General features: G+C 65.2%; 22 protein-coding genes and 3 tRNA genes. 18 read left to right on the top strand and 7 right to left on the bottom strand.

Annotated elements, in window-relative coordinates:
- Positions 1-84 precede the first annotated feature (84 nt).
- The gene (locus tag N7607_RS15785; protein WP_279867533.1) at positions 85-1,515 is read right to left on the bottom strand and encodes a M48 family metalloprotease; all 1,431 of its coding nucleotides are present in this window, start codon (positions 1,513-1,515) and stop codon (positions 85-87) included.
- Positions 1,516-1,615: 100 nt separating this feature from the next.
- Here N7607_RS15785 and N7607_RS15780 point away from each other — a divergent pair, with 100 nt between their 5' ends.
- The gene (locus N7607_RS15780) at positions 1,616-1,855 is read left to right on the top strand and encodes a sulfurtransferase TusA family protein (protein ID WP_279867532.1); all 240 of its coding nucleotides are present in this window, start codon (positions 1,616-1,618) and stop codon (positions 1,853-1,855) included.
- A gap of 54 nt (positions 1,856-1,909) precedes the next feature.
- On the opposite strand, the gene N7607_RS15775 is transcribed toward N7607_RS15780, so the two are convergent.
- Both N7607_RS15775 and N7607_RS15770 read right to left on the bottom strand, forming a co-directional pair.
- A complete protein-coding gene (locus N7607_RS15775; RefSeq protein WP_279867531.1) occupies positions 1,910-2,383 on the bottom strand; it encodes a peroxiredoxin in 474 nt (157 codons plus the stop codon).
- Positions 2,384-2,393: 10 nt separating this feature from the next.
- Positions 2,394-2,951 (bottom strand): glycine cleavage system protein R, encoded by a 558-nt coding sequence (locus N7607_RS15770; protein WP_137971406.1) that lies wholly within the window; start codon positions 2,949-2,951, stop codon positions 2,394-2,396.
- 167 nt (positions 2,952-3,118) lie between these two features.
- Between N7607_RS15770 and dapA the strand changes: the two genes are divergently transcribed.
- From dapA to rmuC, 8 genes are all read left to right on the top strand, one after another.
- Positions 3,119-3,997, top strand: coding sequence for a 4-hydroxy-tetrahydrodipicolinate synthase (dapA, locus tag N7607_RS15765; protein WP_279867528.1), 879 nt, complete (start codon positions 3,119-3,121; stop codon positions 3,995-3,997).
- Between the two features lie 17 nt (positions 3,998-4,014).
- Complete coding sequence (bamC, locus tag N7607_RS15760; protein WP_279867525.1) at positions 4,015-5,130, top strand: outer membrane protein assembly factor BamC; 1,116 nt, start codon at positions 4,015-4,017, stop codon at positions 5,128-5,130.
- A gap of 93 nt (positions 5,131-5,223) precedes the next feature.
- Complete coding sequence (locus N7607_RS15755; RefSeq protein ID WP_279867524.1) at positions 5,224-6,093, top strand: phosphoribosylaminoimidazolesuccinocarboxamide synthase; 870 nt, start codon at positions 5,224-5,226, stop codon at positions 6,091-6,093.
- A 122-nt stretch (positions 6,094-6,215) separates the two neighbouring features.
- Positions 6,216-6,305, top strand: a tRNA-Ser gene (locus N7607_RS15750).
- Positions 6,306-7,831: 1,526 nt separating this feature from the next.
- Positions 7,832-8,203 (top strand): antitoxin Xre/MbcA/ParS toxin-binding domain-containing protein, encoded by a 372-nt coding sequence (locus N7607_RS15745; RefSeq protein ID WP_279867523.1) that lies wholly within the window; start codon positions 7,832-7,834, stop codon positions 8,201-8,203.
- A gap of 48 nt (positions 8,204-8,251) precedes the next feature.
- The gene (locus N7607_RS15740) at positions 8,252-9,004 is read left to right on the top strand and encodes an RES family NAD+ phosphorylase (protein ID WP_279867521.1); all 753 of its coding nucleotides are present in this window, start codon (positions 8,252-8,254) and stop codon (positions 9,002-9,004) included.
- A gap of 352 nt (positions 9,005-9,356) precedes the next feature.
- Positions 9,357-9,770 carry a sel1 repeat family protein gene (locus N7607_RS15735; protein ID WP_279867520.1) on the top strand — a complete coding sequence of 138 codons (414 nt, stop codon included), beginning with the start codon at positions 9,357-9,359 and terminating at the stop codon, positions 9,768-9,770.
- Between the two features lie 176 nt (positions 9,771-9,946).
- The gene (gene rmuC / locus N7607_RS15730) at positions 9,947-11,308 is read left to right on the top strand and encodes a DNA recombination protein RmuC (RefSeq protein ID WP_279867650.1); all 1,362 of its coding nucleotides are present in this window, start codon (positions 9,947-9,949) and stop codon (positions 11,306-11,308) included.
- 16 nt (positions 11,309-11,324) lie between these two features.
- Here rmuC and N7607_RS15725 read toward each other — a convergent pair whose 3' ends face one another.
- On the bottom strand, positions 11,325-12,023 hold the full coding sequence (locus tag N7607_RS15725) for a pirin family protein (RefSeq protein ID WP_279867519.1): 699 nt from the start codon (positions 12,021-12,023) through the stop codon (positions 11,325-11,327).
- Between the two features lie 256 nt (positions 12,024-12,279).
- On the bottom strand, positions 12,280-15,750 hold the full coding sequence (locus N7607_RS15720; RefSeq protein WP_279867518.1) for a PAS domain-containing hybrid sensor histidine kinase/response regulator: 3,471 nt from the start codon (positions 15,748-15,750) through the stop codon (positions 12,280-12,282).
- Positions 15,751-15,915: 165 nt separating this feature from the next.
- On the opposite strand from N7607_RS15720, the gene N7607_RS15715 reads away from it, so the two are divergent.
- The 5 genes from N7607_RS15715 (at position 15,916) to N7607_RS15695 (ending at position 20,503) form a co-directional block, all read left to right on the top strand.
- On the top strand, positions 15,916-16,485 hold the full coding sequence (locus N7607_RS15715; RefSeq protein ID WP_279867517.1) for a GNAT family protein: 570 nt from the start codon (positions 15,916-15,918) through the stop codon (positions 16,483-16,485).
- Positions 16,486-16,489: 4 nt separating this feature from the next.
- Positions 16,490-17,317: an AraC family transcriptional regulator gene (locus N7607_RS15710; protein WP_279867516.1), complete on the top strand. Its 828-nt coding sequence runs from the start codon at positions 16,490-16,492 to the stop codon at positions 17,315-17,317.
- A gap of 72 nt (positions 17,318-17,389) precedes the next feature.
- Entirely contained in the window at positions 17,390-18,100 is a 711-nt protein-coding gene (locus tag N7607_RS15705; RefSeq protein WP_279867515.1) for an AzlC family ABC transporter permease, read from the top strand.
- Positions 18,100-18,429 carry an AzlD domain-containing protein gene (locus N7607_RS15700; protein WP_279867514.1) on the top strand — a complete coding sequence of 110 codons (330 nt, stop codon included), beginning with the start codon at positions 18,100-18,102 and terminating at the stop codon, positions 18,427-18,429. The genes N7607_RS15705 and N7607_RS15700 overlap by 1 nt, the downstream gene beginning before the upstream one ends.
- 202 nt (positions 18,430-18,631) lie before the next feature.
- Positions 18,632-20,503 carry an MFS transporter gene (locus N7607_RS15695; protein ID WP_279867513.1) on the top strand — a complete coding sequence of 624 codons (1,872 nt, stop codon included), beginning with the start codon at positions 18,632-18,634 and terminating at the stop codon, positions 20,501-20,503.
- Between the two features lie 55 nt (positions 20,504-20,558).
- On the opposite strand, the gene sugE is transcribed toward N7607_RS15695, so the two are convergent.
- Together sugE and rdgC are read right to left on the bottom strand one after the other, a co-directional pair.
- Positions 20,559-20,873: a quaternary ammonium compound efflux SMR transporter SugE gene (sugE, locus tag N7607_RS15690; RefSeq protein WP_279867512.1), complete on the bottom strand. Its 315-nt coding sequence runs from the start codon at positions 20,871-20,873 to the stop codon at positions 20,559-20,561.
- Positions 20,874-21,042: 169 nt separating this feature from the next.
- Entirely contained in the window at positions 21,043-21,963 is a 921-nt protein-coding gene (rdgC, locus tag N7607_RS15685) for a recombination-associated protein RdgC (RefSeq protein ID WP_279867511.1), read from the bottom strand.
- A gap of 160 nt (positions 21,964-22,123) precedes the next feature.
- Here rdgC and N7607_RS15680 point away from each other — a divergent pair.
- From N7607_RS15680 to N7607_RS15665, 4 genes are all read left to right on the top strand, one after another.
- Positions 22,124-22,199: transfer RNA gene (locus tag N7607_RS15680), tRNA-Val, on the top strand.
- A 14-nt stretch (positions 22,200-22,213) separates the two neighbouring features.
- A tRNA-Asp gene (locus N7607_RS15675) sits at positions 22,214-22,290 on the top strand.
- A 224-nt stretch (positions 22,291-22,514) separates the two neighbouring features.
- On the top strand, positions 22,515-23,231 hold the full coding sequence (locus N7607_RS15670) for an FKBP-type peptidyl-prolyl cis-trans isomerase (RefSeq protein ID WP_192397663.1): 717 nt from the start codon (positions 22,515-22,517) through the stop codon (positions 23,229-23,231).
- 353 nt (positions 23,232-23,584) lie between these two features.
- Positions 23,585-24,019, top strand: a complete 435-nt coding sequence (locus N7607_RS15665; RefSeq protein ID WP_279867509.1) for a DUF1232 domain-containing protein — start codon at positions 23,585-23,587, stop codon at positions 24,017-24,019.
- Positions 24,020-24,094 lie beyond the last annotated feature (75 nt).

Genomic DNA, 24,094 nt, shown 5'->3' with positions numbered 1-24,094 from the left:
AACGCCACGACTTGGCAAGCAGGTCGTGGCGTTTTTCTTAAGTGAACAGCATTACGGCACTGCCGGGCTTCTTCGTTACTGCGCTCAGCGCATCATCTTGTCCAGTGCGCGTTTCTCTTCCATCAGCTCCTGCTGGCGCGCGTCGATGCGCGAGGCCAGGGGGAAGTTGCTGCTGGCGCGGCGCTTGGCCAGGTCGAGCTGTTCCAGGGCCTGATCGTAGTCGCCGACCAGGGCGAAGAACTCGGCGCGGGCCTGGTGCAGGCCGATGATGTTGCGTGTCAGGCCGCGCACTTCGGCGACCTGGTACCAGACGTCCGGATCGTTGTCGCGTTGCTTGAGCAACTGGTCGAGGGCGGCCTCGGCTTCCTTGGTCTGGTTCTGCTTGAGCATCAGGTCGATGCGCGCTTGCTCCAGCGGATAGCTGTCCGGGTACAGGCTGCGCATGCGCTCGACGCGCTGGCGGGCGTCGCCCAGGCGCTTGGCGTTCTCGTCCAGGTCGATCATCGCCAGGTTGTAGATCAGCTCGTCGGGCGCCTTGGCCAGCAGTTCGTTGAGGTCCTTGCGCGCCTCCTCGGGGCGGCCGGCCTTGATCTGCGCCAGGGCCAGGCCGTAGCGGGCGGCATCCAGCTTGGGGTTGCCGTCGAGCATGGCGCGGAAGCGCTTGGCGGCGATGCCCGGAGTCTCTTCGAACATCAGCTGGGTGCGCGCGCGCATCAGCTGGTAGCGCAGGCTGTCCTCGACCCCCTTGGCCGGGTACTGCTCGGCGCGGTTGCGGGTGTCGGCGATACGCGATTCGGTCACCGGGTGGGTGAGGAGGAATTCCGGCGGCTTGGAGTCATAGCGGTACTGGCGCATCAGGCGCTCGAACATGCTCGGCATAGCGCGCGGGTCGTAGCCGGCCTTTTCCAGGTTGAGCAGGCCGATGCGATCCGCCTCCTGTTCGTTCTGGCGGGAGAAGCGCCGCTGCTCCTGAATGGCCGCAGCCTGGGCGCCCATGATGGTGGCGATGCCCGCATCGCCAGCGCCGGCTGCGGCGGCGACGATACCGGCGAGCATGGCAGCCATTACCGGTACCTGCATGCGTTGCTGGGCCTCGATGCCGCGGGCGAAGTGGCGTTGCGACAGGTGCGCCAGTTCGTGGGCCATGACCGAGGCGTATTCGGCCTCGGTCTGAGCATGCAGCAGCAAGCCGCCGTTGACCCCGACTATGCCGCCGGGCGCGGCGAAGGCGTTGATCTGCGGGCTGTTGAGCAGGACGAACTCCAGGCGCCGATCCTCCAGCTGGCTGGTCTCGGCCAGGCGGTAGACGCTGGTCTCCACGTAGTCCTTGAGCAGCGGGTCGGAGAGCTGGTCGACCTGGCCGCGCAGCACGCTGAGCCAGGCGCGGCCGAGGCGGTGTTCCTGCTCCGGCGAGACAATGGACGAGCTGGAGTCGCCGAGCGATGGCAGGTCGCTGGCGAAGGCGGGTAGCACCAGGCAGGCGAGGGCGAGCAGGGAGGGGCGCAGAAGAGTCATGCACGGGGCTCTTGGCAAACGAAGGCCTTACTGTAGCCGCCTCGCCGCTCTGCTGGCCAGGGTTGTGCGGTATCCTTGCCGGTCTTCGAGGAGAGACTGCATGACCGATTTCCCCGCCTGCGACGCCGAGCTGGACGCCTGCGGCCTGAACTGCCCGTTGCCCTTGCTCAAGGCCAAGCTGGAGCTCAACCGCCTGGCTAGCGGTGCGGTGCTCAAGGTGACCGCCACCGACGCCGGCTCGCAGCGCGACTTCCGCGCCTTCGCCCGGCTGGCCGGCCATGAGCTGCTGCGCGAGGAGGAAGAGGCTGGAGTGTTCCGCTACTGGCTGAAGAAGGCCTGAAGCGAGCGCCATGAAAAAGGGCCGCATCAGCGGCCCTTTTTTGTCTCGGCGTAGTCAGCCCTTGTGCAGGGCCTGGGCCGCTGCCAGCACTTCATCCACATGGCCCGGCACTTTCACGCCACGCCACTCGCGGCGCAGCAAGCCGTTGGCGTCGATCAGGAAGGTGCTGCGGTCGATGCCCATGTATTCCTTGCCGTAGAGCTTCTTCAGCTTGATCACATCGAACAGCTGGCACACGGTCTCATCCTTGTCGCTGATCAGCTCGAAGGGGAATTCCTGCTTGCACTTGAAATTTTCGTGAGACTTCAAGCCATCACGCGACACGCCGAAGACAACGGTATTGGCGGCCTGGAAGGCGGCGTACTGGTCGCGGAAGCTCTGGCCTTCGGTGGTGCAACCCGGGGTGCTGTCCTTGGGGTAGAAGTAGATCACCACTTGCTGGCCCTTGAGGGCGCTGAGGCTGACCTGCTGGCCGCTGGTGGCGGCGGCGCTGAAATCGGCGACCGGCTGGTCGAGGGAAACGGCCATCTCGGACTCCTTATGGGTTCTGTGGGCGCCAGGGTTCGATCAGCGCGTCCAGGTTGAGGGCGTCAGAGAAGTCGAGGAACTGGTCGCGCAGCCAGCTGATCTGGGTGCCGGGCGGCAGCGTCACGGTCAGCGTGGCGTTGAGCAGGGTGCCGCCCGTCTGCGGGGCCTGGTAGGTGTCGCAGGTGATGCTTTCCAGCTCCACGCGGTGGTCGCTGAAGAACTGGCACAGCTCGTTGAGGATGTCCGGCCGGTAGGCGCAGCTGACATAGGCCACATAAGGCAGCGAATTGGGACGAGCCTCGAGGGCGCCGCTGCGGATCATGTTGACGCTGAAGCTGTGGCGCTTGGCTAGGGCCGGCAGAACGCCTTCCAGGCGGGCCAGGGCGTCCCAGCTGCCGCTGACCTGCAGGGTCAGCGAGCTGTACTCGCCGTGGCGGGTCAGGCGGCTGCTCACCACGCCGCAGCGGTTTTCCTGGCTGGCCCGGCAGAGCACGCTGGTCAGCTCCATGGGGTTGGCGCCGAGGGCGCTGATGACAAGGAATTGTTCGCGAACCTGGGGGGTGGACATTCAGCTTTCCTGAAACGATGAGGGCCAGCGCGATGAGGCGCCAAACAAAGAGGGAAGGGTAGCGAAAAGCGCCGCTCAGGGGAATGCTGGCCTGGGTCCCGTTCGCTTGTGCAACACAGGTGGCGCCAGTACCATTACCGCTCTCTTTTTCCGGCAGGAGCGGTTGCATGATTTCGGGCAGTATGGTGGCACTGGTCACGCCCATGGACGCACAGGGTGGTCTGGACTGGGCTGCTCTGAGCAAGCTGGTCGACTTCCACCTGCAGGAAGGTACCAACGCCATAGTCGCCGTCGGCACCACTGGCGAATCCGCCACCCTGGATGTCAACGAGCACGTCGAAGTCATCCGCCGCGTGGTCGATCAGGTCGCCGGGCGTATCCCGGTGATCGCCGGTACCGGCGCCAACAGCACCCGCGAAGCCATCGAGCTGACCCAGAACGCCAAGAGCGTCGGCGCCGATGCCTGCCTGCTGGTCACCCCCTACTACAACAAGCCGACCCAGGAAGGCCTGTACCAGCACTTCCGCCATATCGCCGAAAGCGTGGCCATTCCGCAGATCCTGTACAACGTGCCGGGCCGTACCGCCTGCGATATGCTGCCGGAAACCGTCGAGCGCCTGTCCAAGGTCGCCAACATCATCGGTATCAAGGAAGCCACCGGCGACCTGCAACGCGCTCAGGACATCCTCGATCGCGTCAGCGCCGACTTCCTGGTCTATTCCGGCGATGACGCTACCGCCGTTGAACTGATGCTGATGGGTGGCAAGGGCAACATTTCCGTGACCGCCAACGTCGCCCCGCGCGCCATGGCTGAGCTGTGCGCCGCCGCCATGGCTGGCGACGCCGCTACCTCCCGCGCTATCAACGAGCGCCTGATGCCGCTGCACAAGAACCTGTTCATCGAATCCAACCCGATTCCGGTGAAATGGGCCCTGCAGGAAATGGGCATGATGCAGGACGGCATTCGTCTGCCGCTGACCTGGCTCAGCCCGCGCTGTCACGAACCGCTGCGTCAGGCCATGCGCCAGTCCGGCGTACTGGCTTAATCGAGGAATACTTGCGCATGAAGCGACTGGCTGGACTCTCTGCCCTTGCCCTGATCATCTCCACCACCAGCGGTTGCGGCTGGCTGTGGGGCGATGAAGGCTACTTCCGTGACCGCTCCACCGACTACCTGGATGCGCGCCAGACCGCGCCGATGCAGATGCCGCCGAATGTCGACGCCAAGCGCATCGACCCGCTGCTGCCGGTGCCGGCGCATGTCGCCACCAGCTCCGAAACCCCGCAGAGCTTCGAGGTGCCGCGCCCGCAGGCTCTCGGTACTACTGGCGAAGCCAGTGAGTTCAGCCTGCAGAAGAGCGGCGACTCGCGCTGGCTGGTGGCCCAGCGCGCGCCGGCGGAAGTCTGGCCGGTGGCTCGCTCCTACTTCGAGAACAGCGGTTTCCGCATCGCCGAGGAGCACCCGCAGACCGGTGAGTTCATCACCGAATGGCAGGGTGCCGAGGACCTGGCTCCATCCATGGGCCGCCGCCTGGGCAGCCTGATGGCCGATACCGACAATGAGGTGCGTGTTCGTGTGCGCATCGAGCCGGGCGTGGTGCGCAATACCAGCGAAGTGTTCGTGGTCAGCGCCGAGCGTGAAGAAGGCAGCACTGCCGACGTGGCCTTCCCGGCCCGTACCGGCAACGCCAGCCTCGAGGCCTCGCTGCTCGACGGCATGCTCGCCGACCTCAGTAGCACCGCCGAGCATGGCTCGGTGTCTCTGCTGGCCGCGCGTAACTACGACGCCCCCAGCCGCATCAACCTGACCCAGGATGGCGCCGGCAACCCGGTACTGAACCTCAGCACCGACTTCGACCGTGCCTGGTCCAGCGTCGGTCGCGCCCTCGAGCTGGGCGACGTGCGCGTCGACGACATCAACCGCAGCCTGGGCGTGTACTACGTCAACCTGGCCGAGGGCGCCAAGAAGCCGGAAGAAGAGAAGGGCTTCATCAGCGGCCTGTTCGGCAGCGAGCCGACCCAGGAAGAGATCGACGCCCGCGCCGAGCGCTATCAGGTACGCCTGACCAGCAGCGCCGGCGGTGACGTGCAGGTCACCGTGGAGAAGGACATCAACACCGTGGCCCCGGAAGACGTGGCCCGCCGTGTGCTGACCCTGATCCAGGAAAACCTCGGCTGATCCCGGTCCGGCACCTGCCGGGCCTGCAGCGAATCGATAGGCGAAACCCGGCGGGTTTCGCCTGTTTCGTTTAAACCAGGCGGAAACTTCGACATGACCACTCCCACCACCCTGAGCCTGAAGAAGATCTACTCCGGCAAAGTCCGCGACCTCTACGAGATCGATGCCAAGCGCATGCTGATGGTCGCCACCGATCGCCTGTCGGCCTTCGACGTGATCCTCGACGAGCCGATTCCGGAGAAGGGCAAGATCCTCACCGCCATCTCCAACTTCTGGTTCGACAAGCTCAAGGACGTGGTGCCCAACCACTTCACCGGCGACAAGGTCGAGGACGTGGTGCCGGCTGCCGAGCTGCCGCTGGTGGAAGGCCGCGCGGTGGTCGCCAAGCGCCTGCAGCCGGTCGCGGTGGAAGCCATCGTGCGTGGCTACATCGTCGGTTCCGGCTGGAAGGAATACCAGAAGAGCGGCACCGTCTGCGGCATCCAGCTGCCGGCCGGCCTGAAGGAAGCGGCCAAGCTGCCGCAGCCGATCTTCACCCCCTCGACCAAGGCCGCCGTTGGCGACCACGACGAGAACATCAGCTTCGCGCAGTGCGAGGCCATCATCGGCGCCGAGCTGGCGGCCAAGGTGCGCGACACGGCCATCGCTTTGTACAGCGCCGCAGTCGAGTACGCGGCCACCCGTGGCATCATCATCGCCGACACCAAGTTCGAGTTCGGCCTGGACGAAGACGGCACCCTGACCCTGATGGACGAGGCGCTGACCCCCGACTCCAGCCGTTTCTGGCCCGCCGACAGCTACGCCGAAGGCAGCAATCCGCCGAGTTTCGACAAGCAGTTCGTGCGCGACTGGCTGGAGTCCACCGGCTGGAACAAGGAGCCGCCGGCACCGGCCGTACCGGCCGAAGTAGCGCAGAAGACCGCCGACAAATACCGCGAGGCGCTGACTCGGCTGACCAGCTGAGTTTGATCTTGGAAAGAACGAGGGAGCCATGGCTCCCTTTTTCATGCCTGCCGCAAGCACCTGATCGCACAAGAAAAATTGCTGGACTAACGGCGCTCAGCTGATATCATGCGCACCGCTTTGGGAAGATGCCGGAGTGGTCGAACGGGACGGATTCGAAATCCGTTGTGTCAGCAATGGCACCTAGGGTTCAAATCCCTATCTTCCCGCCACATTCAAAGCCATAAGCCCCTGAAATTCCTAGAATTTCGGGGGCTTATGCTTTCTAGGGCCGAAAAACTGTCGACGGAGTGTCGAGTTTCTAGCGCGCTTCGCTTGCTTGCCCTCCTTGGGGGCTGGACAGACTTCGCTAGTCCAGCCCCCAAGGAGGGCCCTAGTCGCGCAAGCGAAGCGCTAAGGCTGAGCGGGGGAGACCACCTGAATGTGGACCACGGTATCCAGAAAGACCTCGAATTCATAGCCCTCAATGCACTTAACCCAAGGCTGCGAATTCAGGAGCAATTGAGCCTCAACAGGCCCCTCAGGCGCAGGCACCACAGCCCCAACAACCTGGGCTGGCATAGTGTCGTGCAGCTCCTCTTCCTCCCCCTCATACCGGACCCGGCAGACAACCCACTTGCCGAGCAGTTCCATGGCCTGCGCTACCCCTGGACGAACATAAACAAGGCCGACTCTCATAACTCCCCCTTCTCAGCAGCTTTCAGATAGCGCCTGATTGCCGTTCTGACGTGATAAGCAACCGTCTCCCCCGACTCATCCGCGAGATGCCGCATAGCCTCCAGATCAGCCGGAGGCAGGAGGATCGAGAACATCACTTTCTTGGCCCTTGGAGCGGGCTTTGACGCAGTCTGCTTAGACAACACCTTTGAAGCAGTGGCCAGCACCTCAGGAGCTACAGCTGGCCGCTCGGGGGGCGCAGCTGGTGCCGCTACTGGCGGCGAACTTGGTAATGGCTGCTGCGGCACATCGAAATCAGGTAGTCCGCTCGGATTACGGCCCCGTGCTTCCCACTCCTGAGCCGCCTTTAAAAGCGGCGCACGCCCCTCTGGAGTCAAAAGCGCATACTCCTTCTTGGCTCTCCCGCGCCCATAGCCCCACTGCCAAGCAAGGTAATCCAGGCAAAGCTGCCTTGTATCATTTCTCATATGTTAAACCTATATATGTTTTGCATATGTTTAGCATATATTCTTGTGCGCGACCAGTGTGTCTATAGCGGAGCAATGCTGAATAACAGTGGCGCTCACGCTCGATTCATAGACGTGCTACAGGGACGTCCCAGGCGCCCGCTCGTAATGGCTTATTCCGGGCCTCCCTGCGTTGCAGAGTCTCCCCCGCAAGCGGGGGCCCCCTCTACAACGCAGGGAGGCCCAGATAAAGCGCTGGCTCTCAGGCGAGTTGGCAAAACCAAGCTGTCGAAAAAGTGTCGAGAAAGCAGCGTTACAAAGCCGGGTATAGGGAATGCACCTGGGCTGCAGCTCCCTAAAATAGAGGCATTGCGGAAAGAAGCTGGGCGAAGAGAGCGGGCTAAACGGGTTCAAATCCCTATCTTCCCGCCATACAAAGTGCAAAACCCCTGAAGTCCTCGGACTTCAGGGGTTTTTGCGTTTCTGGGCTATGGAAAAGTTGTCTGCTCACTTCCCTGTTTGTATCGAAGCACGCAATTCCCAGAGAACTCATCCAGTGTTCGTTTCGCAATTAATTTGCTATTTTTGTTTCAAACGAACACCTGGAGACGACAATGAGTGCGCTCAGCAAGCCCGGCGTCGATGCCGATGCGGTGTTGCTCAAGGCCCTGCTCAATACCCGCGAGCAGTTGGGGCTGACCCAGCAGGAGCTGGCCGGCATAGTCGGAGTCAACCGTTCCGCCATCAGCCGCTGGGGCGATAGCGGCGGTCTGCGCCCGCAGAGCAAGACCGGCGAGCTGGCGCTACTGCTGATCCGCATCTATCGCGCACTGTTCGCCCTGTTCGGCGGCAATCTCGATGACATGCGCCATTTCCTGCGCACGGAAAACCGCCATCTGGCTGGCGTGCCGCTGGAGCAGATGGGCCAGGTGCAGGGGCTGGTGCGTGTGGTGGAGTACCTCGACGCGATCCGCGGCAAGGTCTGACTTCCTTTCCCGACGTCCCGCCATAGTGGGGCTAAGCGAGTTCTCGATATGGATATCTGGCAGGCCTGCGCCGGCGCAGAACAGCTGATTCCTCTGCGTGGCCGGCTGGTACGTCTGGTGGAGAACCAGGAGCAGGTGGCCACCCTGCAGCTGGTGGATACCCTGGAAGAGCAGGCCCTGCTCGAGCAGTTGCTGGAGAGCAGCAAGCCGCCACTGCCACCCAGCGACGAGCCGCTGCACTACTTATTACACACGCCGTTCCGCTACCCGCCGCTGCGCTGGGGCTCGCGCTTTGGCCGACGCCACGAGCCGAGCCTGTTCTACGCCGCCTGCCAGTTGGAAACGGCAATGGCCGAGACGGCGTTCTACCGTTTCGTGCTCTGGTATGGCATGGCCGAGCCGCCGCCCAGCGGGCGCATCCTCTCCGAGCATTCCTCCTTCGAGGCGCGCTACCAGGTAGAGCGTGGCATCCGCCTGCAGCTGCCGCCGTTTGATCGGCATCGCGAGTCGCTCACTCATCGCAGCGACTATCGGGCTACCCACGAATTGGGCAGTGCCATGCGCGAGGCGGGGGTGGAGGCGTTCGAGTATCCCTCGGCGCGCTGCCCGTTACGGGGCACCAATGTCGCCCTCTATGCACCGGCCGCATTCAGCGAGAAGCGCCCGCGCAACTTGCAGCCCTGGCTGTGCGAAACCACCGCCGGATATGTGGCCTTCAAGAGTGCCCAGGCGCCGGATATTCCCCGCCTGTTCGGCCTGGAACTGTACCTGGTCGACGGCAAGCTGCCGCAGCCCGCCTAGGGCCTGCGCCTGCGCCGAAAGAGGGCGAGGGCGAGGCACTTGTGCACATTGGCGAAGCAGCTTGTCAAGCTTCTGTCACAAAGCGTCGTAACCGCTTGATTCTCCATGACCATTTTTCAAGTCAATGAAAAATAAGGAATTTTTTCGTTGGTGAAAAAAGCATCAGTTTGAGCGGAGGCCGCAGACACTGGGCGATGAGAAAGGTTTCCACCAAGTTGTCCACGTAGTTATCCACAGCTTCTGTGGATTGTCCGAGTAGTTGCTCTAGAGCGCGGTTTTGCCCGTTTGGCAAGTCTTTACCGGGCGAGAAAAGAGAGTAGAGTGGCGCGCCCCGAAGCCAGCCGTCGCTTACATGAAGTCTCGCGTTCTGTCCGCCGCCCAGCACCAGCCCGACATGGGCAATCGTCTGCCGGTTCGTCTGGCCTTCTGGCTGCTCGATCGTCCCCGCCTGGGGCACCATTCCACCATCAAGCGTTTTGCCGGGGGGCTGCTCAAGCAGCCGGCCCGCAAGGGCGTGGTCGCGGCGCAGAGTCGCCTCGGTCAATTGCTGTGCCGCGATTGCGGCAACGCGCGTGACCGCCGCATCGGCCAAGAGCTGCTGCGCCAGGCGGCGCGCGCCGGTGACTTGCGCGCCCAGCTGGAGCTTGGCCGCCTGTATTGCCAGCCACGCCAGCGTGAGCCGTTGCAGGCCAGGCACTGGCTGGAGCTGGCGGCTGCCCAGGGTTCCCACGAGGCCGCGCGCCTGCTGCAGCGTCTCGATCACTGATCGACGCGGGTATACTGCCGGGCATTCCTTTCCCGCCAGCGAGTCCGCCCGTGCCCGTTTCCTTCGTTCTCGATCTGCCCAATCTGCTGCTCGGCCTGCTGCTCGGCGCCGTGCCATTGGCCGTGCTGCTGTGGCGCCAGCAGCGCGGGCTGGCGAGCCAGGCGGCCGAACGCCTGTTGCTGGAGGAGCGCCTGAGCCAGGCGCGTCTCGCCCAGGAAGGCCTGAGCGCCCAGCTCGATGGCGCCAACGACGATCTGCGCAGCCAGCAGCAGGAGAGCGCGCGCCAGCAGGCCGAGCTGGCCGCCCTGCGCCGCGAGAGCGAGCTGCTCGGCCGCGAGCGCGAGGCTGCACAGGCGGCCGCCCAGGACTGGGCGCGCGAACGGGAGAACAAGGAAGGTCAGCTGCGCCAGCTGGAGAGCCAGCGCGCTGGCCTGGCCGCCGAGCTGCGCGAACAGCAGGAACACCACCAGCAGCGCCTGACCGATCTGCAGGCCGCCCGCGACGAGTTGCGCGCGCAGTTCGCCGAGCTGGCCGGGAAGATCTTCGACGAGCGCGAACAGCGTTTCGCCGAGACCAGCCAGCAGCGCCTCGGCCAGTTGCTCGATCCACTCAAGGAGCGCATCCAGGCGTTCGAGAAGCGGGTGGAAGAGAGCTACCAGAACGAGGCGCGCGAGCGCTTCTCCCTGGCCAAGGAGCTGGAGCGCCTGCAACTGCTCAACCAGCGTCTGGGCGACGAGGCGACCAACCTGACCCGTGCACTCAAGGGCCAGAAGACCCAGGGCAACTGGGGCGAGCTGGTGCTGGAACGGGTGCTGGAGCATGCCGGCCTGGAGAAGGGCCGCGAATATCACACCCAGGTCAGCCTCAAGGGAGCCGACGGCGAGCGTTTCCAGCCGGACGTGCTGATTCAGCTGCCCGGCGACAAGCAGGTCATCGTCGATGCCAAGGTCAGTCTGACCGCCTACCAGGCGATGATCGTCGCCGAGGACGAGGTCGTCCGTGCCCATGCCCTGAAGCAGCATGTGCTGAGCCTGCGCAGCCACCTCAAAGGCCTGTCGGTGAAGGACTACCAGCGCCTGGAAAGTCTGCACAGCCTGGACTTCGTGCTCTTGTTCGTACCGATCGAGGCCGCCTTCGCCGCCGCGCTGCAGGCCGACCCGGGGCTGTTCCAGGAAGCTTTCGAGCAGCATGTGGTGATCGTCAGCCCGACCACGCTGCTGGCCACCCTGCGGGTGATCGACAGCCTCTGGCGTCAGGAGCGGCAGAGCCAGAACGCCCGCGATATCGCCGAGCGTGCCGGCCAGCTGTACGACAAGTTCGTCGCCTTCATCGCCGACCTGGACGAGATGGGCAGCCGCCTCAAGCAGCTGGACAAGGCCTATGACGCGGCGCGCAACAAGCTGTGCGAGGGTCGCGGCAACCTGATCAATCGGGTCGAGAACCTCAAGCTGCTCGGCGCCCGCGCCAGCAAGAGCCTGCCAGCGGATCTCATCGAGCGCGCCGCCGGCATGCCGTTGCTGGACGAGGCGGGCGAGTAACCCGCCCGCCCGCGGTTCAGGCCACGTCGACCAGAATCACCTCGCTGTCTTCCAGCGCGGTGACCCGCACGACTTCTTCCTGGGCGATAGCCACGCCATCGCGCTCCAGCGCCTCGATGCCATTGACCTCGATGCGGCCCTTGGCGGCGACCAGATAGCCTTTGCGCAGGCGCCCCAGCGGGTACTCGGCGCTCTGGCCGGCGCTGAGGGTGGCGGCGGCCAGGCGGGCATCGGCGCGGATGCGCAGGGCCTCTTCATCGCTGTCATGACCGCTGGCGAGGATCACGAACTGGCCGGCACGCTCGCCCTTCGGGAAGGGCTTGGCACCCCACGACGGCGCTTCGCCCTGCTGGTCCGGGATGATCCAGATCTGGAAGATCTTGGTGGTGACCTCTTCCAGGTTGAATTCCGAGTGGGCGATGCCGGTGCCCGCACTCATCACCTGCACATCACCGGCCTCGGTGCGGCCCTGGTTGCCCAGGTTGTCGCGGTGGGTGATGGCGCCTTCGCGGACGTAGGTGATGATCTCCATGTCATGGTGCGGGTGCGGCGGGAAGCCTGCGCCCGCGGCGATCTCGTCGTCATTCCACACGCGCAGCCGGCCCCAGTTGGTGCGCTGCGGATCCTGGTATTCGGCGAAGGAGAAGTGGTGGCGAGCATTCAGCCAGCCATGGTGGGCATGGCCGAGGGAGGCGAATGGGCGTACTTCGATCATGGTGGTCACTCCGTGGCTGCGGCGCCGTATTGCGCGGCAGGGATGGAGAGCATCATCTATCGAACGGATATCGATAAAAAGCGCAAAAAGGCTGTTATTCCTATCTGTTAAATAGATGTTTTTTCTGGCCGCTAGCGGGGGGGAGCAAGCTCACCTGCGCTGCGAGCATGCTCAGTGAGCGCGCGGGTTTCACCCGCCCTACGCATGGCTCAGCCGTAGGCTGTACTCGCCTAGGCAGGAGCGCTTGGTGGATTGCTCAGGCCAACGGCAGATGCCGGCTGATCAGCGCGCGCAGGGCCGCCGGCTTCACTGGCTTGGCCAGGTAGTCGAGGCCTGCGGCGTGCACTTCGGCCACCAGCTCGGGGCGGCCATCGGCACTGATCACCACGCCCGGCAGCGGCTGGCCCAGGCGCGTGCGCAACCAGGCCATCAGCTCGGTGCCGGTGTCGCCCTCGTCCAGGTGGTAGTCGACCAGCGCCAGCTGCGGTTGCACCGCCTCGTCAAGCAGGTGTTCGCACTCCAGGCGATTGCGCGCCGTCCACACCTGGCAGCCCCAGCGCGACAGCAGGCTGTGCATGCCGGTGAGGATGCTGTCCTCGTTGTCGATGCACAGCACCTGGGCGCCGCCCAATGTGTGGCCGTTCAGCTCGCTGAGCGCCGGCGTGATTTGCGGCGCGGCGCCGCGTACCAGCGGCACGCGCACGCTGAACACGCTGCCCTTGCCCGGCCAGGAGCGCACTTCCAGGCGATGGTCGAGGACCCGACAGAGGCCGTCGGCGATCGCCAGGCCCAGGCCCAGGCCCTTCTCGGCGCGGGTCTGGTGGCTGTCCAGGCGCTTGAATTCCTCGAAGATCACCTTGCGCTTGTCTTCGGGAATGCCCGGGCCGCGGTCCCACACTTCCAGGCGCAGGAACTCGCCGTCGCGCCGTGCGCCGAGCAGTACGTGGCCGCGGGCGTAGCGGAAGGCGTTGGTGAGGAAGTTCTGCAGCACCCGGCGCAGCAGCTTGGGGTCGCTGTCGATGCGCAGCCGGCTGGGCACCAGGCGGAAGTCCACGCGCTGCTCCTGGGCCAGCACGCGGAATTCGGCGCCGAGGGCGTCGAACAGCTGGCCGAGGGGGAAGTGGCTGCGCTCCGGGGTGATGCGCCCGTTCTCCAGGCGCGAGATGTCCAGCAGATCGGTGATCAGGTCTTCGGCCGAGCGCAGCGAGCTGTCCAGGTGGCGCACCAGTTCCTGGGCCTCCGTGGGCAGGGCGTCCTGCTGGTGGGAGAGGGAAGCGGAGAACAGCCGCGCGGCGTTCAGCGGTTGCATCAGGTCATGGCTGACGGCAGCGAGGAAGCGGGTCTTCGACTGGTTGGCCGACTCGGCGACGCCCTTGGCTTCCCCCAGCGCCTGGTTCAGCTGCGACAGCTCGTGAGTGCGCGCCTCGACCCGCTGCTCCAGGCCCTCGTTGGCCTCCAGCAGCGCCTGCTCGGCCTGGCGGAAGGCGGTGATATCGGTGAAGCTCATGACGAAGCCGCCACCGGGCATCGGGTTGCCGATCAGCTCGATGACCCGGCCATTGGGGAACAGCCGTTCCGAGGTGTGCGCCTTGCCCTGGCGCATCCAGTAGAGGCGCTTGGTCACATGTTCTTCCACGTCGCCGGGGCCGCACAAACCGCGCTCGGCGTTGTAGCGGATGATCTCGGCGATCGGCCGGCCGACGCCGATCAGCCCATCCGGATACTCGAACAGCTCCAGGTAGCGGCGGTTCCACGCCACCAGCTGCAGGTTCTGGTCGACCACGCTGATGCCCTGGTTGATATTCTCGATGGCGCCCTGCAGCAGGGCGCGGTTGAACTGCAACACCTCGGACGCCTCGTCGACGATGCGCACCACGTCCTCGACCTGCATGTCGCGGCCTTCGATGGCCGCGCGCACCACGGCGCGGGTGCTGGAGGCGCCGAGCACGCCGGCCAGCAGGCGCTCGGTGTGGGCGATCCACTCGGGGTCGGCATTCAGTGTGGGGTTGAACGGACGGTCCTGCTGGTAGGCGAAGCGCACGAAACTCTGCCGCGCCCGTTCCTCGCCGACGAAGCGCGCGGCCAGGGTCATCAGGTCGGCCACCTGCACGGCCAGCAGGTTGCGCCCGCTGGACTTGGCGCCGGTATCCAGGCCGATGAAGCGCCCGGCCTGCCAGTGTTCGGAGACCCGCGAGCGGGACAGCCAGGAGACCAGGGCGAACAGCAGGAAGTTGCCGGCCAGCGACAGCAGCACGCCGCGGGTCAGCGGGTCGACCTCGATGCCGATCGGGTAATAGAGCAGCTCCGGCAGCAGCGGGAAGCGGTCCAGCGACCAGCGCAGGCCGCCGGCGGCCAGCGGCAGGGCCAGGGTGTACAGCCACAGGGCGCAGCCGGCGGCCAGGCCGGCGAACACGCCGCGGCGGTTGGCCTGCTTCCACACCAGCGCGCCGAGCATGGCCGGCGCCAACTGGCCGATGGCGGCGAACGACAGCTGGCCGATGGTGGCCAGGCTGGCGTTGGTGCCGAGCAGGCGATAGCAGACGTAGGCGAGCAGCAGGATGATCAGGATGCTCAGGCGCCGCGCGCTGAGCATCCACTGGCGGAAGGCCTCGAACGGCCGCTCGGCGTTCTTCCGGCGCAGCAGGGCCGGCAGCAGCATGTCGTTGCTGACCATGGTCGACAGCGCCACGGCCTCGACGATGACCATGCCGGTCGCCGCCGAAGCGCCGCCGATAAAGGCCAGCATCGCCAGCGCCGGGTGGGCCTCGGCCAGCGGCAGGCTGATCACGAAGGAGTCCGGCTGCACGCCGGCCGGCAGCAGCAACTGGCCGGCCAGGGAGATGGGCACCACGAACAGCGCGGCCAGCAGCAGGTAGGCGGGGAACACCCAGCGCACCAGGCGCAGGTCGGCCGGCTCGATGTTCTCCACCACGCTGACGTGGAACTGCCGCGGCAGGCAGATGATCGCGGTCATCGCCAGGCCGGTCTGCACCAGCATCGCCGGCCAACTCACAGTCTGCGACCAGTAGCCCTCCAGGGCCGGGGCCTGGCTGGCCCGTTCGAGCAGGTCGCCGAAGCCGCCGAACAGGCCCCAGGTAACGAACACGCCGACGGCGAGGAAGGCCAGCAGCTTGACCAGCGACTCGAAGGCAATCGCCAGCACCATGCCGCGGTGGTGCTCGGTGACATCCAGGCTGCGGGTGCCGAACAGCACGGTGAACAGGGCCAGGATCAGCGACACGATCAGCGCGGTGTCCTGGCTGCGCGTAGGGCTGGGCGTGGTTCCGATCAGCAAGTTGACGCCGAGCACGATGCCTTTCAGCTGCAGGGCGATATAGGGCAACACGCCGACTAGGCAGATCAGCGCCACCACTACCGCCAGGCTCTGCGACTTGCCGTAGCGTGCGGCGATAAAGTCGGCGATCGAGGTGATGTTCTCGCGCTTGCTGATCGCCACCATCTTTTCCAGCACCCAGGGGGCGAACAGCAGGACGATGATCGGCCCCAGGTAGATCGGCAGGAACGACCACAACTGGCCGGCGGCCTGGCCGACCGCGCCGAAGAAGGTCCAGCTGGTGCAGTACACCGCCAGCGACAGGCTGAAGACCCAGGCGCGCAGGCGTGGCCTGAGCGGCGTGCGGCGACGGTCGCCATAGAAGGCGATGGCGAACAGGATGGCCATGTAGGCCAGGGCGACGAAGGCGATCAATCCGCCGGACAGCGACATGCGAACTCCGCGTGTGGGGCACGGTCAGCAAGACCATTGGCTATGGGGTTTAGTCTCGCACGCGCCGCCCGACTCGTCAGGCCGACCAAGGTCGCAACCGGCTTGAGTCGCCGCCAGGCGCCTGCTAGCGTGACCGGCCGTGGTCGCTTTGCCGGAGTTCGTGTCATGTTCAAGCCTCAACCCGTCACCCTGCAGCAGGGCGCGCTGCGCCTCGATCCGCTGAGCGAGGGCGACCTGCCGGGTCTGCTGCAGCTGGCCGAGGCCAACCGTGAATCTCAGCAGTACATGAGCGGCACCACGCGCCCGGACTGGTACCGCAACGCCCTGGCCGATCAGCGCGAGGGCCGCGAGGTGGTCTTCGCGATCCGCCTGGCCGGCGAGCTGGTCGGCACCACCAGTTTCTTCGACTTCAATCCGGTGCTGCCGGCCGCCGAGATCGGCGCCACCTGGCTGGATGCCCGCCAGCACGGCACCGGCCTCAACCGCATGATCAAGTACCTGATGCTGCGCCACGCCTTCGAGGAGTGGCAGCTGGTGCGCGTGCAATTGAAGACCGCCGCCAGCAACCTGCGCTCCCAGCGCGCCATCGAGAAGCTCGGCGCCCAGCGCGAGGGGCTGCTGCGCAACCACCGGCGCCTGGCCGATGGCCGTCTCGATCACACCGTGATGTACAGCATCACCGACAGCGAGTGGCCACAGGTCAAGGCCGGCCTGGAGGCGCGCTTCGGCGCCTGAGGTCGTGACCGGCGGCGAGCAGACCCGCTTCTGGGAGAGCCAGGCGCTGACCGGCGTCGAACTGCTGCACGCGCGCTACATCGAGCAGCGCTTCGCCCCGCATGTGCACGAAGGCTTCGTGTTCACCGTGATCGAGGGCGGTGCCCAGCGCTTCCGCCATCGCGGCAGCGACCACCTGGCGCCGGTCGGCAGCATGGTATTGATCAATCCGGACGAGGTGCACACCGGCTCCAAGGCCCACGAGCAGGGCTGGTGGTACCGCGCATTCTACCCGGCGCCGGCCCAGGTGCAGGGTGTACTGGATGAACTGGGGCTGGCGAGCGGCGGCATGCCGTCGTTCGGCGTTAGCGTGCTGCAGGACCTCGACCTGCACCAGGCCTTCGGCCATCTGCACCGCCTGCTCGACAGCGACGCCGATGCCCTGCAGCAGCAGACGGCCTGGCGCGAGGCGATTCTGCTGCTGTTCCAGCGCCATGCGCGGATACCCCAGGCGGCCGAGCCTGGTCGTGAGCCGCGCGCCGTGGCTCTGGCCAAGGATCTGCTGGCTGCGCGCCTGGGCGAGCCGCCATCGCTGGAGGAGCTGGCCGCGCTGGTCAATCTCTCGCCCTTCCACTTCGCCCGGGTGTTCCGCCGCGCCACTGGCCTGCCACCGTACGCCTGGCTCAAGCAGCGCCGCCTGGAGCAGGCGCGGGCGCTGTTGCGTTCCGGCTGTGCACCGTTGCAGGTCGCCCTGCAGCTGGGCTTCTCCGACCAGAGCCATCTGAATCGGCGGTTCAAGCAGAGCTACGGGGTCAGCCCCGGCGAGTATCGTCGCGCCTGTGCCGGTTTCTGAAGAGCACTGCGCAAGATCGTTCAAGACGCGGGTAGCGGCGCTCGGTTAGCCTCCTCGGTTCAAGGAGGTTCCATGTCCCGTCATCACGAATTCCTGCAGGGCACTCGCGACATGCTGCCGATGCTGCTCGGCGCCATGCCCTTCGGCATCATCTACGGCAGCCTGGCCGGCGCGGCCGGGCTCACGCCCTGGCAGACCATCGGCATGTCGGTGCTGGTGTTTGCCGGCTCCGCCCAGTTCATCGCCATCAGCCTGCTCGGAGGCGGCGCGACCCTGGCCGTGCTGTGGCTGACCACCCTGGTGGTCAACCTGCGCCACGCCCTGTACAGCGCCACGCTGCAGCCCTTCGTGCGTCACTTGCCCAAACGCTGGCGCGTGCCGCTGGCCTTCTGGCTGACCGACGAGGCTTTCGCCGTGGTCCAGCACCGCTATGCCGAGACCGATGCCTCGCCGCACAAGCACTGGTACTTCCTCGGTGCGGCGCTGGCCATGTACGTCAACTGGCTGGCCTGCACCCTGGTCGGCCTGGTGTTCGGCCAGGCGGTGCCGAACATCGGGGACTGGGGCCTGGACTTCGCCATGCTCGCCACCTTCATCGGCATCGTCGTGCCCATGCTGCGCAACCGCCCGCAGGTGGCGGCGGCGCTGGTCGCCGCAGGAGTTGCCGTGGCCTGCCATGGCCTGCCCTACAAGCTCGGTCTGATGGCTGCGGCCTTCGCCGGCATCGTCGTCGGTGTGCTGCTGGAGCGTCGCTACCGCCTGCTGCAGGACGAGGTGTTTTGATGGAAAACTGGATCCTGATCCTCGGCATGCTGGTGATCACCTTCACCACCCGCTACAGCCTGTTCGCCTTCCCCGATCTGCGCTTCCCGCCGCTGATCCGCCAGGGCCTGCACTACGTGCCGACCGCCGTGCTCACCGCCATCGTGGTGCCCGGCATGCTGCTGCCGGACGGCAAGACCTGGGCGCTGAGCCTGGACAACGCCTACCTGCTGGCCGGCCTGGCGACCATCGTCATCGCCGCCATGACCCGCCATCTGCTGGCCACCATCGGCGGCGGGCTGCTGGTGTTCTTCCTGTTGCGCTGGTGGCTGGGGCAGATGCCGATCTAACTCTCCCCTCTACCTCTGGGAGAGGGGCTGGGGGTGAGGGTTTTCCAGGCGGCTCTGAGCTGTCTATGGCGCCCTCACCCCAACCCTCTCCCGGAGGGAGAGGGAGCCATGGCACGAAAGCGCAACGCGGGTGTGGCTTTGCCTGGGGCAGATGCTGTCCAATATCGGACGGCCCGCTCGGCCTCAGACAGGTACAAGGACGATGACCCAGAATTCGCAATTCGCCCTGCTCGGCACCCGGCGCTTCCTGCCGTTCTTCTTGACCCAGCTGCTCGGCGCGTTCAACGACAACATCTTCAAGCAGTCGCTGATCCTCGCCATCCTGTTCAAGCTCAGCGTTAGCGCCGACCGCGATCTGCTGGTCAACCTCTGCGCGCTGCTGTTCATCCTGCCGTTCTTCCTGTTCTCCGCACTCGGCGGCCAGTTCGGCGAGAAGTTCGCCAAGGACACGCTGATCCGCGCGATCAAGCTGGCCGAGATCGTGATAATGGTGGTCGGCGCCACCGGCTTCCTGCTCGACAACCTCTACCTGATGCTCGCTGCGCTGTTCGCCATGGGCACCCACTCGGCGCTGTTCGGCCCGGTGAAGTACTCGATCCTGCCCGCCGCCTTGCGCGAGCAGGAGCTGGTGGGCGGCAACGCGCTGGTGGAAATGGGCACCTTCCTCGCCATCCTCGCCGGCACCATCGGCGCGGGCCTGCTGATGTCCGGCGAGGGCTATCGCATGGCGGTGGGTATCGCCATCGTCGGCACCGCCGTGGCCGGCTATGTCGCCAGTCGCGGTATTCCGCACTTCGCCGCGGCGTTGCCACAGTTGCAGCTGGACTGGAACATCTTCCGCCAGTCCTGGCAGATCATGCACCTGGGCCTCGGCCAGCGCCCGGCGGTGTCGCGCTCGCTGATCGGCAGCTCGTGGTTCTGGTTCCTCGGCGCGGTGTACCTGACGCAGATTCCGACCTTCGCCAAGGAGCTGCTGCACGGCGACGAGAGCGTGGTGACGCTGATCCTCACCGTGTTCTCGGTGGGCATCGCGCTGGGCTCGATGCTCTGCGAGCGCATGAGCGGACACAAGGTGGAAATCGGCCTGGTGCCGTTCGGCTCGTTCGGCCTGTCGCTGTTCGGCATCCTGCTGTGGGCCACCTCCAGCAGCTTCCCGCAGGCGGCCGCGGCGCACGACTGGCTGGGCCTGCTGCAGATGGGCGAGGCCTGGTGGGTGCTGGCCTCGATCCTCGGCCTGGGCGTGTTCGGCGGCTTCTATATCGTGCCGTTGTATGCGCTGATCCAGTCGCGTACCGAGGCGCATGAGCGGGCGCGGGTGATCGCCGCCAACAACATCCTCAACGCGCTGTTCATGGTGGCCGCGGCGCTGGTGTCGATCCTCTTCCTCAGCGTCGCCAAGCTGAGTATTCCGCAGCTGTTCCTGGCCATCTCGCTGATGAACCTGGCGGTCAACGCCTACATCTTCAAGATCGTCCCCGAGTTCACCATGCGCTTCCTGATCTGGATGCTCAGCCACTCGATGTACCGGGTGCGCCATCAGAACCTGGAAGTGATCCCGGAGGAGGGCGCGGCGGTGCTGGTGTGCAACCACGTGTCCTTCGTCGATGCGCTGCTGATCGGTGGCGCGGTGCGCCGGCCGGTGCGTTTCGTCATGTACTACAAGATCTACAACCTGCCGGTGCTCAACTTCATCTTCCGGACCGCCGGCACCGTGCCCATCGCCGGGCGCAACGAGGACCCGGAAGTGTTCGAGCGGGCCTTTGCGCGCATCGCCCAGTACCTGGCCGAGGGCGAGGTGGTGTGCATCTTCCCCGAGGGCAAGCTGACCACCAGCGGCGATATCGACGAGTTCAAGGCCGGGGTCGAGCGCATCCTCGCCGCCAACCCGGTGCCGGTGATTCCGCTGGCGCTGCAGGGCCTGTGGGGCAGCTTCTTCAGTCGTGCGCCGCACAAGGGCCTGTTCAAGCGCTTCTGGTCACGGGTCAATATAGTCGCCGGCACGGCGCTGCCGGCGGACACCGGGCGGCTGGTGCTGCAGGAGCAGGTATCGCTGCTGCGTGGCGATCACCGCTGAGTCTGCTGCCAACAAAAAAGCCCGCCAATTGGCGGGCTTTTTATTGGGTGCGAATTCAGTGACTGAGCTTGAGGCCGACCAGGCCGATGACGATCAGCGCCACGCTACCCAGGCGCATCAGGGCCATGGATTCGCCGAACAGGACGATGCCGGCGACCACCGTGCCGACCGCGCCGACACCGGTCCAGATGGCATAGGCGGTGCCCAGCGGAAGCTCCTTCATGGCCAGACCGAGCAGGGCCAGGCTGACGATCATGGCGCCAACGGTGAGCACGGTGGGGAGGGGGCGGGTGAAGCCGTCGGTGTACTTGAGGCCGATGGCCCAGCACACCTCGAACAGGCCGGCGAACAACAGAATGATCCAGGACATGGTGGTAGCTCCGTACTGCTGAAAAGGCGACGGGCCGTCCCGGATGATCGCTCGAAAGGAGCCGCGAGGTCGTCCTCGCGTTGTTCGCTATTCTGCACAGGGCGCTGCACAGGGCAAGCCCGAGAGGACGGGCGGGCCCTGTGCAGTTATTGCGGAAGTTGTCCGCAGGTCAGATGCCTTCCGGGATCTCTTCGCCGCCGAGGGCTTCGAACAGGGCCGGCAGGAAGTCGGCGAAGGTCAGCATCATCAGGGTGAAGCTGGCGTCCAGCTGGCCCAGCGCATCGTCGCCGCCGTCCTGGGCCGCCTGGTCTTGCAGCAGGTCCTCGAAGCGCAGGCGCTTGACCGCCAGCTTGTCGTCCAGCACGAACGACAGCTTGTCCTGCCAGGCCAGGGACAGCTGGGTGACCAGCTTGCCGGACGACAGGTGTAGCTGAATCTCTTCGCTGGTCAGGTCCTGGCGCTTGCAACGCACCACGCCACCGTCCTCGCTGGTGTCACGCAGCTCGCACTCGTCCAGCACGAAGAAGTCCGGCGCGGCGGCCTGGGTCTTGACCCAGTCGGTAAGGGTGGCGGTCGGTGCCATCTTCACGCTCAGCGGGCGTACCGGCAGCGAGCCGATGGCCTCGCGCAGGGTGGACAGCAGGTCTTCGGCCTTCTTGGCGCTGGCGGTGTCGACCAGGATCAGGCCGAGCTTGGGCGCGATGGCGGCGAAGGTGCTGGAGCGGCGGATGAAGGCGCGCGGCAGGAAGCTCATGACGATCTCGTCCTTGAGCTGGTCGCGCTCCTTCTTGTAGACCTTGCGCATTTGCTGCGCCTCGATCTCGTCGACCTTGTCCTTCAGCGCATCGCGCACCACGCTGCCGGGCAGGATGCGTTCTTCCTTGCGCGCGGACAGCAACAGGAAGTCACCGCTCTGGTGCACCAGCGGGGCATCGCCGCCCTTGCCGAACGGCGCCATGAAACCGTAGGTGGTCAGCTCCTGGCTGGCGCAGGGGCGTGCGGCCTTGGCGGCCAGTGCCGCTTCCAGGGCCTCGACGTCGAACGGCACGTCCTGGGTCAGGCGATAAACGAGCAGGTTGCGGAACCACATGTGGGCTGACTCTCCAATTACGCAAAGCGCGCATTATTCTCCGCCGGGGCGGATTGGCCAACCCATCGCTAAGCCTTTGGAACGATTGCAGATTTTTTTTAAAAAAGAGCTTGCCAAGGTCAGGGTCGCTCTCTAGAATGCGCCCCACTTCGAGAGTGAAGGGTGATTAGCTCAGCCGGGAGAGCATCTGCCTTACAAGCAGAGGGTCGGCGGTTCGATCCCGTCATCACCCACCATCTCGCAGTTACGCGCAGCGGTAGTTCAGTCGGTTAGAATACCGGCCTGTCACGCCGGGGGTCGCGGGTTCGAGTCCCGTCCGCTGCGCCATACATAAGCCTTGGTTAGACTGAAGACCAAGACTGGAAGAAACGACCGAAAGGTCGTTTTTTTTTGCCCGCGATTTCATCTGGCGCGCAGAGCGTGCCTGGCAAGGCCTGGGTGGCTGAACTTATCCGCTTTCTGCGGCTCCTACAGTGCCGTAGCCAGTGCTTGCCGCAGGCTGCTAAGCTCGCGTCTCTCTCCGGCCCCTGCGGCTCTAACAAGGAACAAGCATGAAACAACATCGTCTAGCGGCGGCGGTTGCCCTGGTCGGCCTGGTACTGGCCGGCTGCGATGCGCAGACCAGCGAAGTGGAACTCAAGACCCCGGCGCAGAAGGCTTCCTACGGCATCGGCCTGAACATGGGCAAGAGCCTGTCCCAGGAAGGCCTGTCCGACCTGGACTCCAAGGCCGTGGCCATGGGCATCGAAGACGCCATCGGCAAGAAAGAGCAGAAGCTAAAGGATGAAGAGCTGGCCGAGGCCTTCGCCTTCCTGCAGAAGCGTGCCGAAGAGCGCATGACCAAGCTCAACGAGGAGTCGGCCCAGGCCGGCAAGAAATTCCTCGAGGAAAACGGCAAGAAGGATGGCGTGGTCACTACCGCCTCCGGCCTGCAGTACGAAGTGATCAAGAAGGCCGAAGGCGCCCAGCCGAAGCCGACCGACGTGGTCACCGTGCACTACGAGGGCAAGCTGACCGATGGCAGCGTGTTCGACAGCTCCGTCGAGCGTGGCAGCCCCATTGATCTGCCGGTTTCCGGCGTGATCCCGGGTTGGGTCGAAGGCCTGCAACTGATGCATGTGGGCGAGAAGTACAAGCTGTACATCCCCAGCGAGCTGGCCTACGGCGCCCAGAGCCCGAGCCCGGCCATTCCGGCCAACTCGGTGCTGGTGTTCGAGCTGGAACTGCTGGCCATCAAGGACCCGGCTGCCGCTGGCGCTGCCCAGTAACAGTCCTCGGTGACAGAGAACGCCCCGCTTGCCGGGGCGTTTTCTTTTGCCGAACCGGCAGGCGACCTATCGGTCTGAACGAGGGTAACGCCGCGTGTGGTGTTACGGTTATGCACATTGCGCCGGTTACCATACTTGGCAAGCCCGTTACGCCTTTCCTGAGCAATGCTCGTATCGTAACTGGCTGATTTATATTGTTTTTTGCTCATGAGCAAAAAACACCCGATCTGTGGAGAAGCCCCGTGGTACGGGCGTTTGATCGAATCATCAAACAACTGTTCACAGGGTTATCCACAGCTTCGGTGGATAACCAGGCAGAGCCCAGCAGGCATGCGTCATCGCGGAGGTTGGCCATGAATCCCCCTTTCAATTCCATGCGTTACCTCAGGCTCGCACAGCGCGTGTTGGCCGGTGGTCGACTACCCGCGTTGCTGCTGGCGGTGACCCGCAAGGGCGAAGGCGGCGCCCGTTTCGCCCGCCTGCGTGGCGATCTGAAATTGCTGCAGGGGCTGTGTGCGGCCTGGTGGCGTGGGGAGTACCGCGCCATCGGCAGCCAGGCGCTGGTGGCTGTGGTCGCCGCACTGGTGTACTTCCTGATGCCACTGGACATGGTGCCGGACTGGCTGCTGGGCGTCGGCCTGCTGGACGATCTGGCGGTGCTGGCGTGGGTGCTGCGCACCTGGGAGACGGAACTGCAGGCTTATCGAGTCTGGCGCGATGCCCAGGCGCCCGAGGTGCTGCGTCGGGTCGAGGCGTTACCGGCGCCGGACGAAAAGCGCGTCGAGTAACGAGCGCGCGATCATCGCGCATGCTGGCGCAATGCCGCTCGCGCTCTCTTGGGGCACTGGTCCTGATCGCATTGG

This window comes from Pseudomonas sp. GD04019, assembly GCF_029837695.1.
Taxonomy (GTDB): domain Bacteria; phylum Pseudomonadota; class Gammaproteobacteria; order Pseudomonadales; family Pseudomonadaceae; genus Aquipseudomonas.
This window is presented reverse-complemented; position numbering and strand designations above follow the sequence as displayed.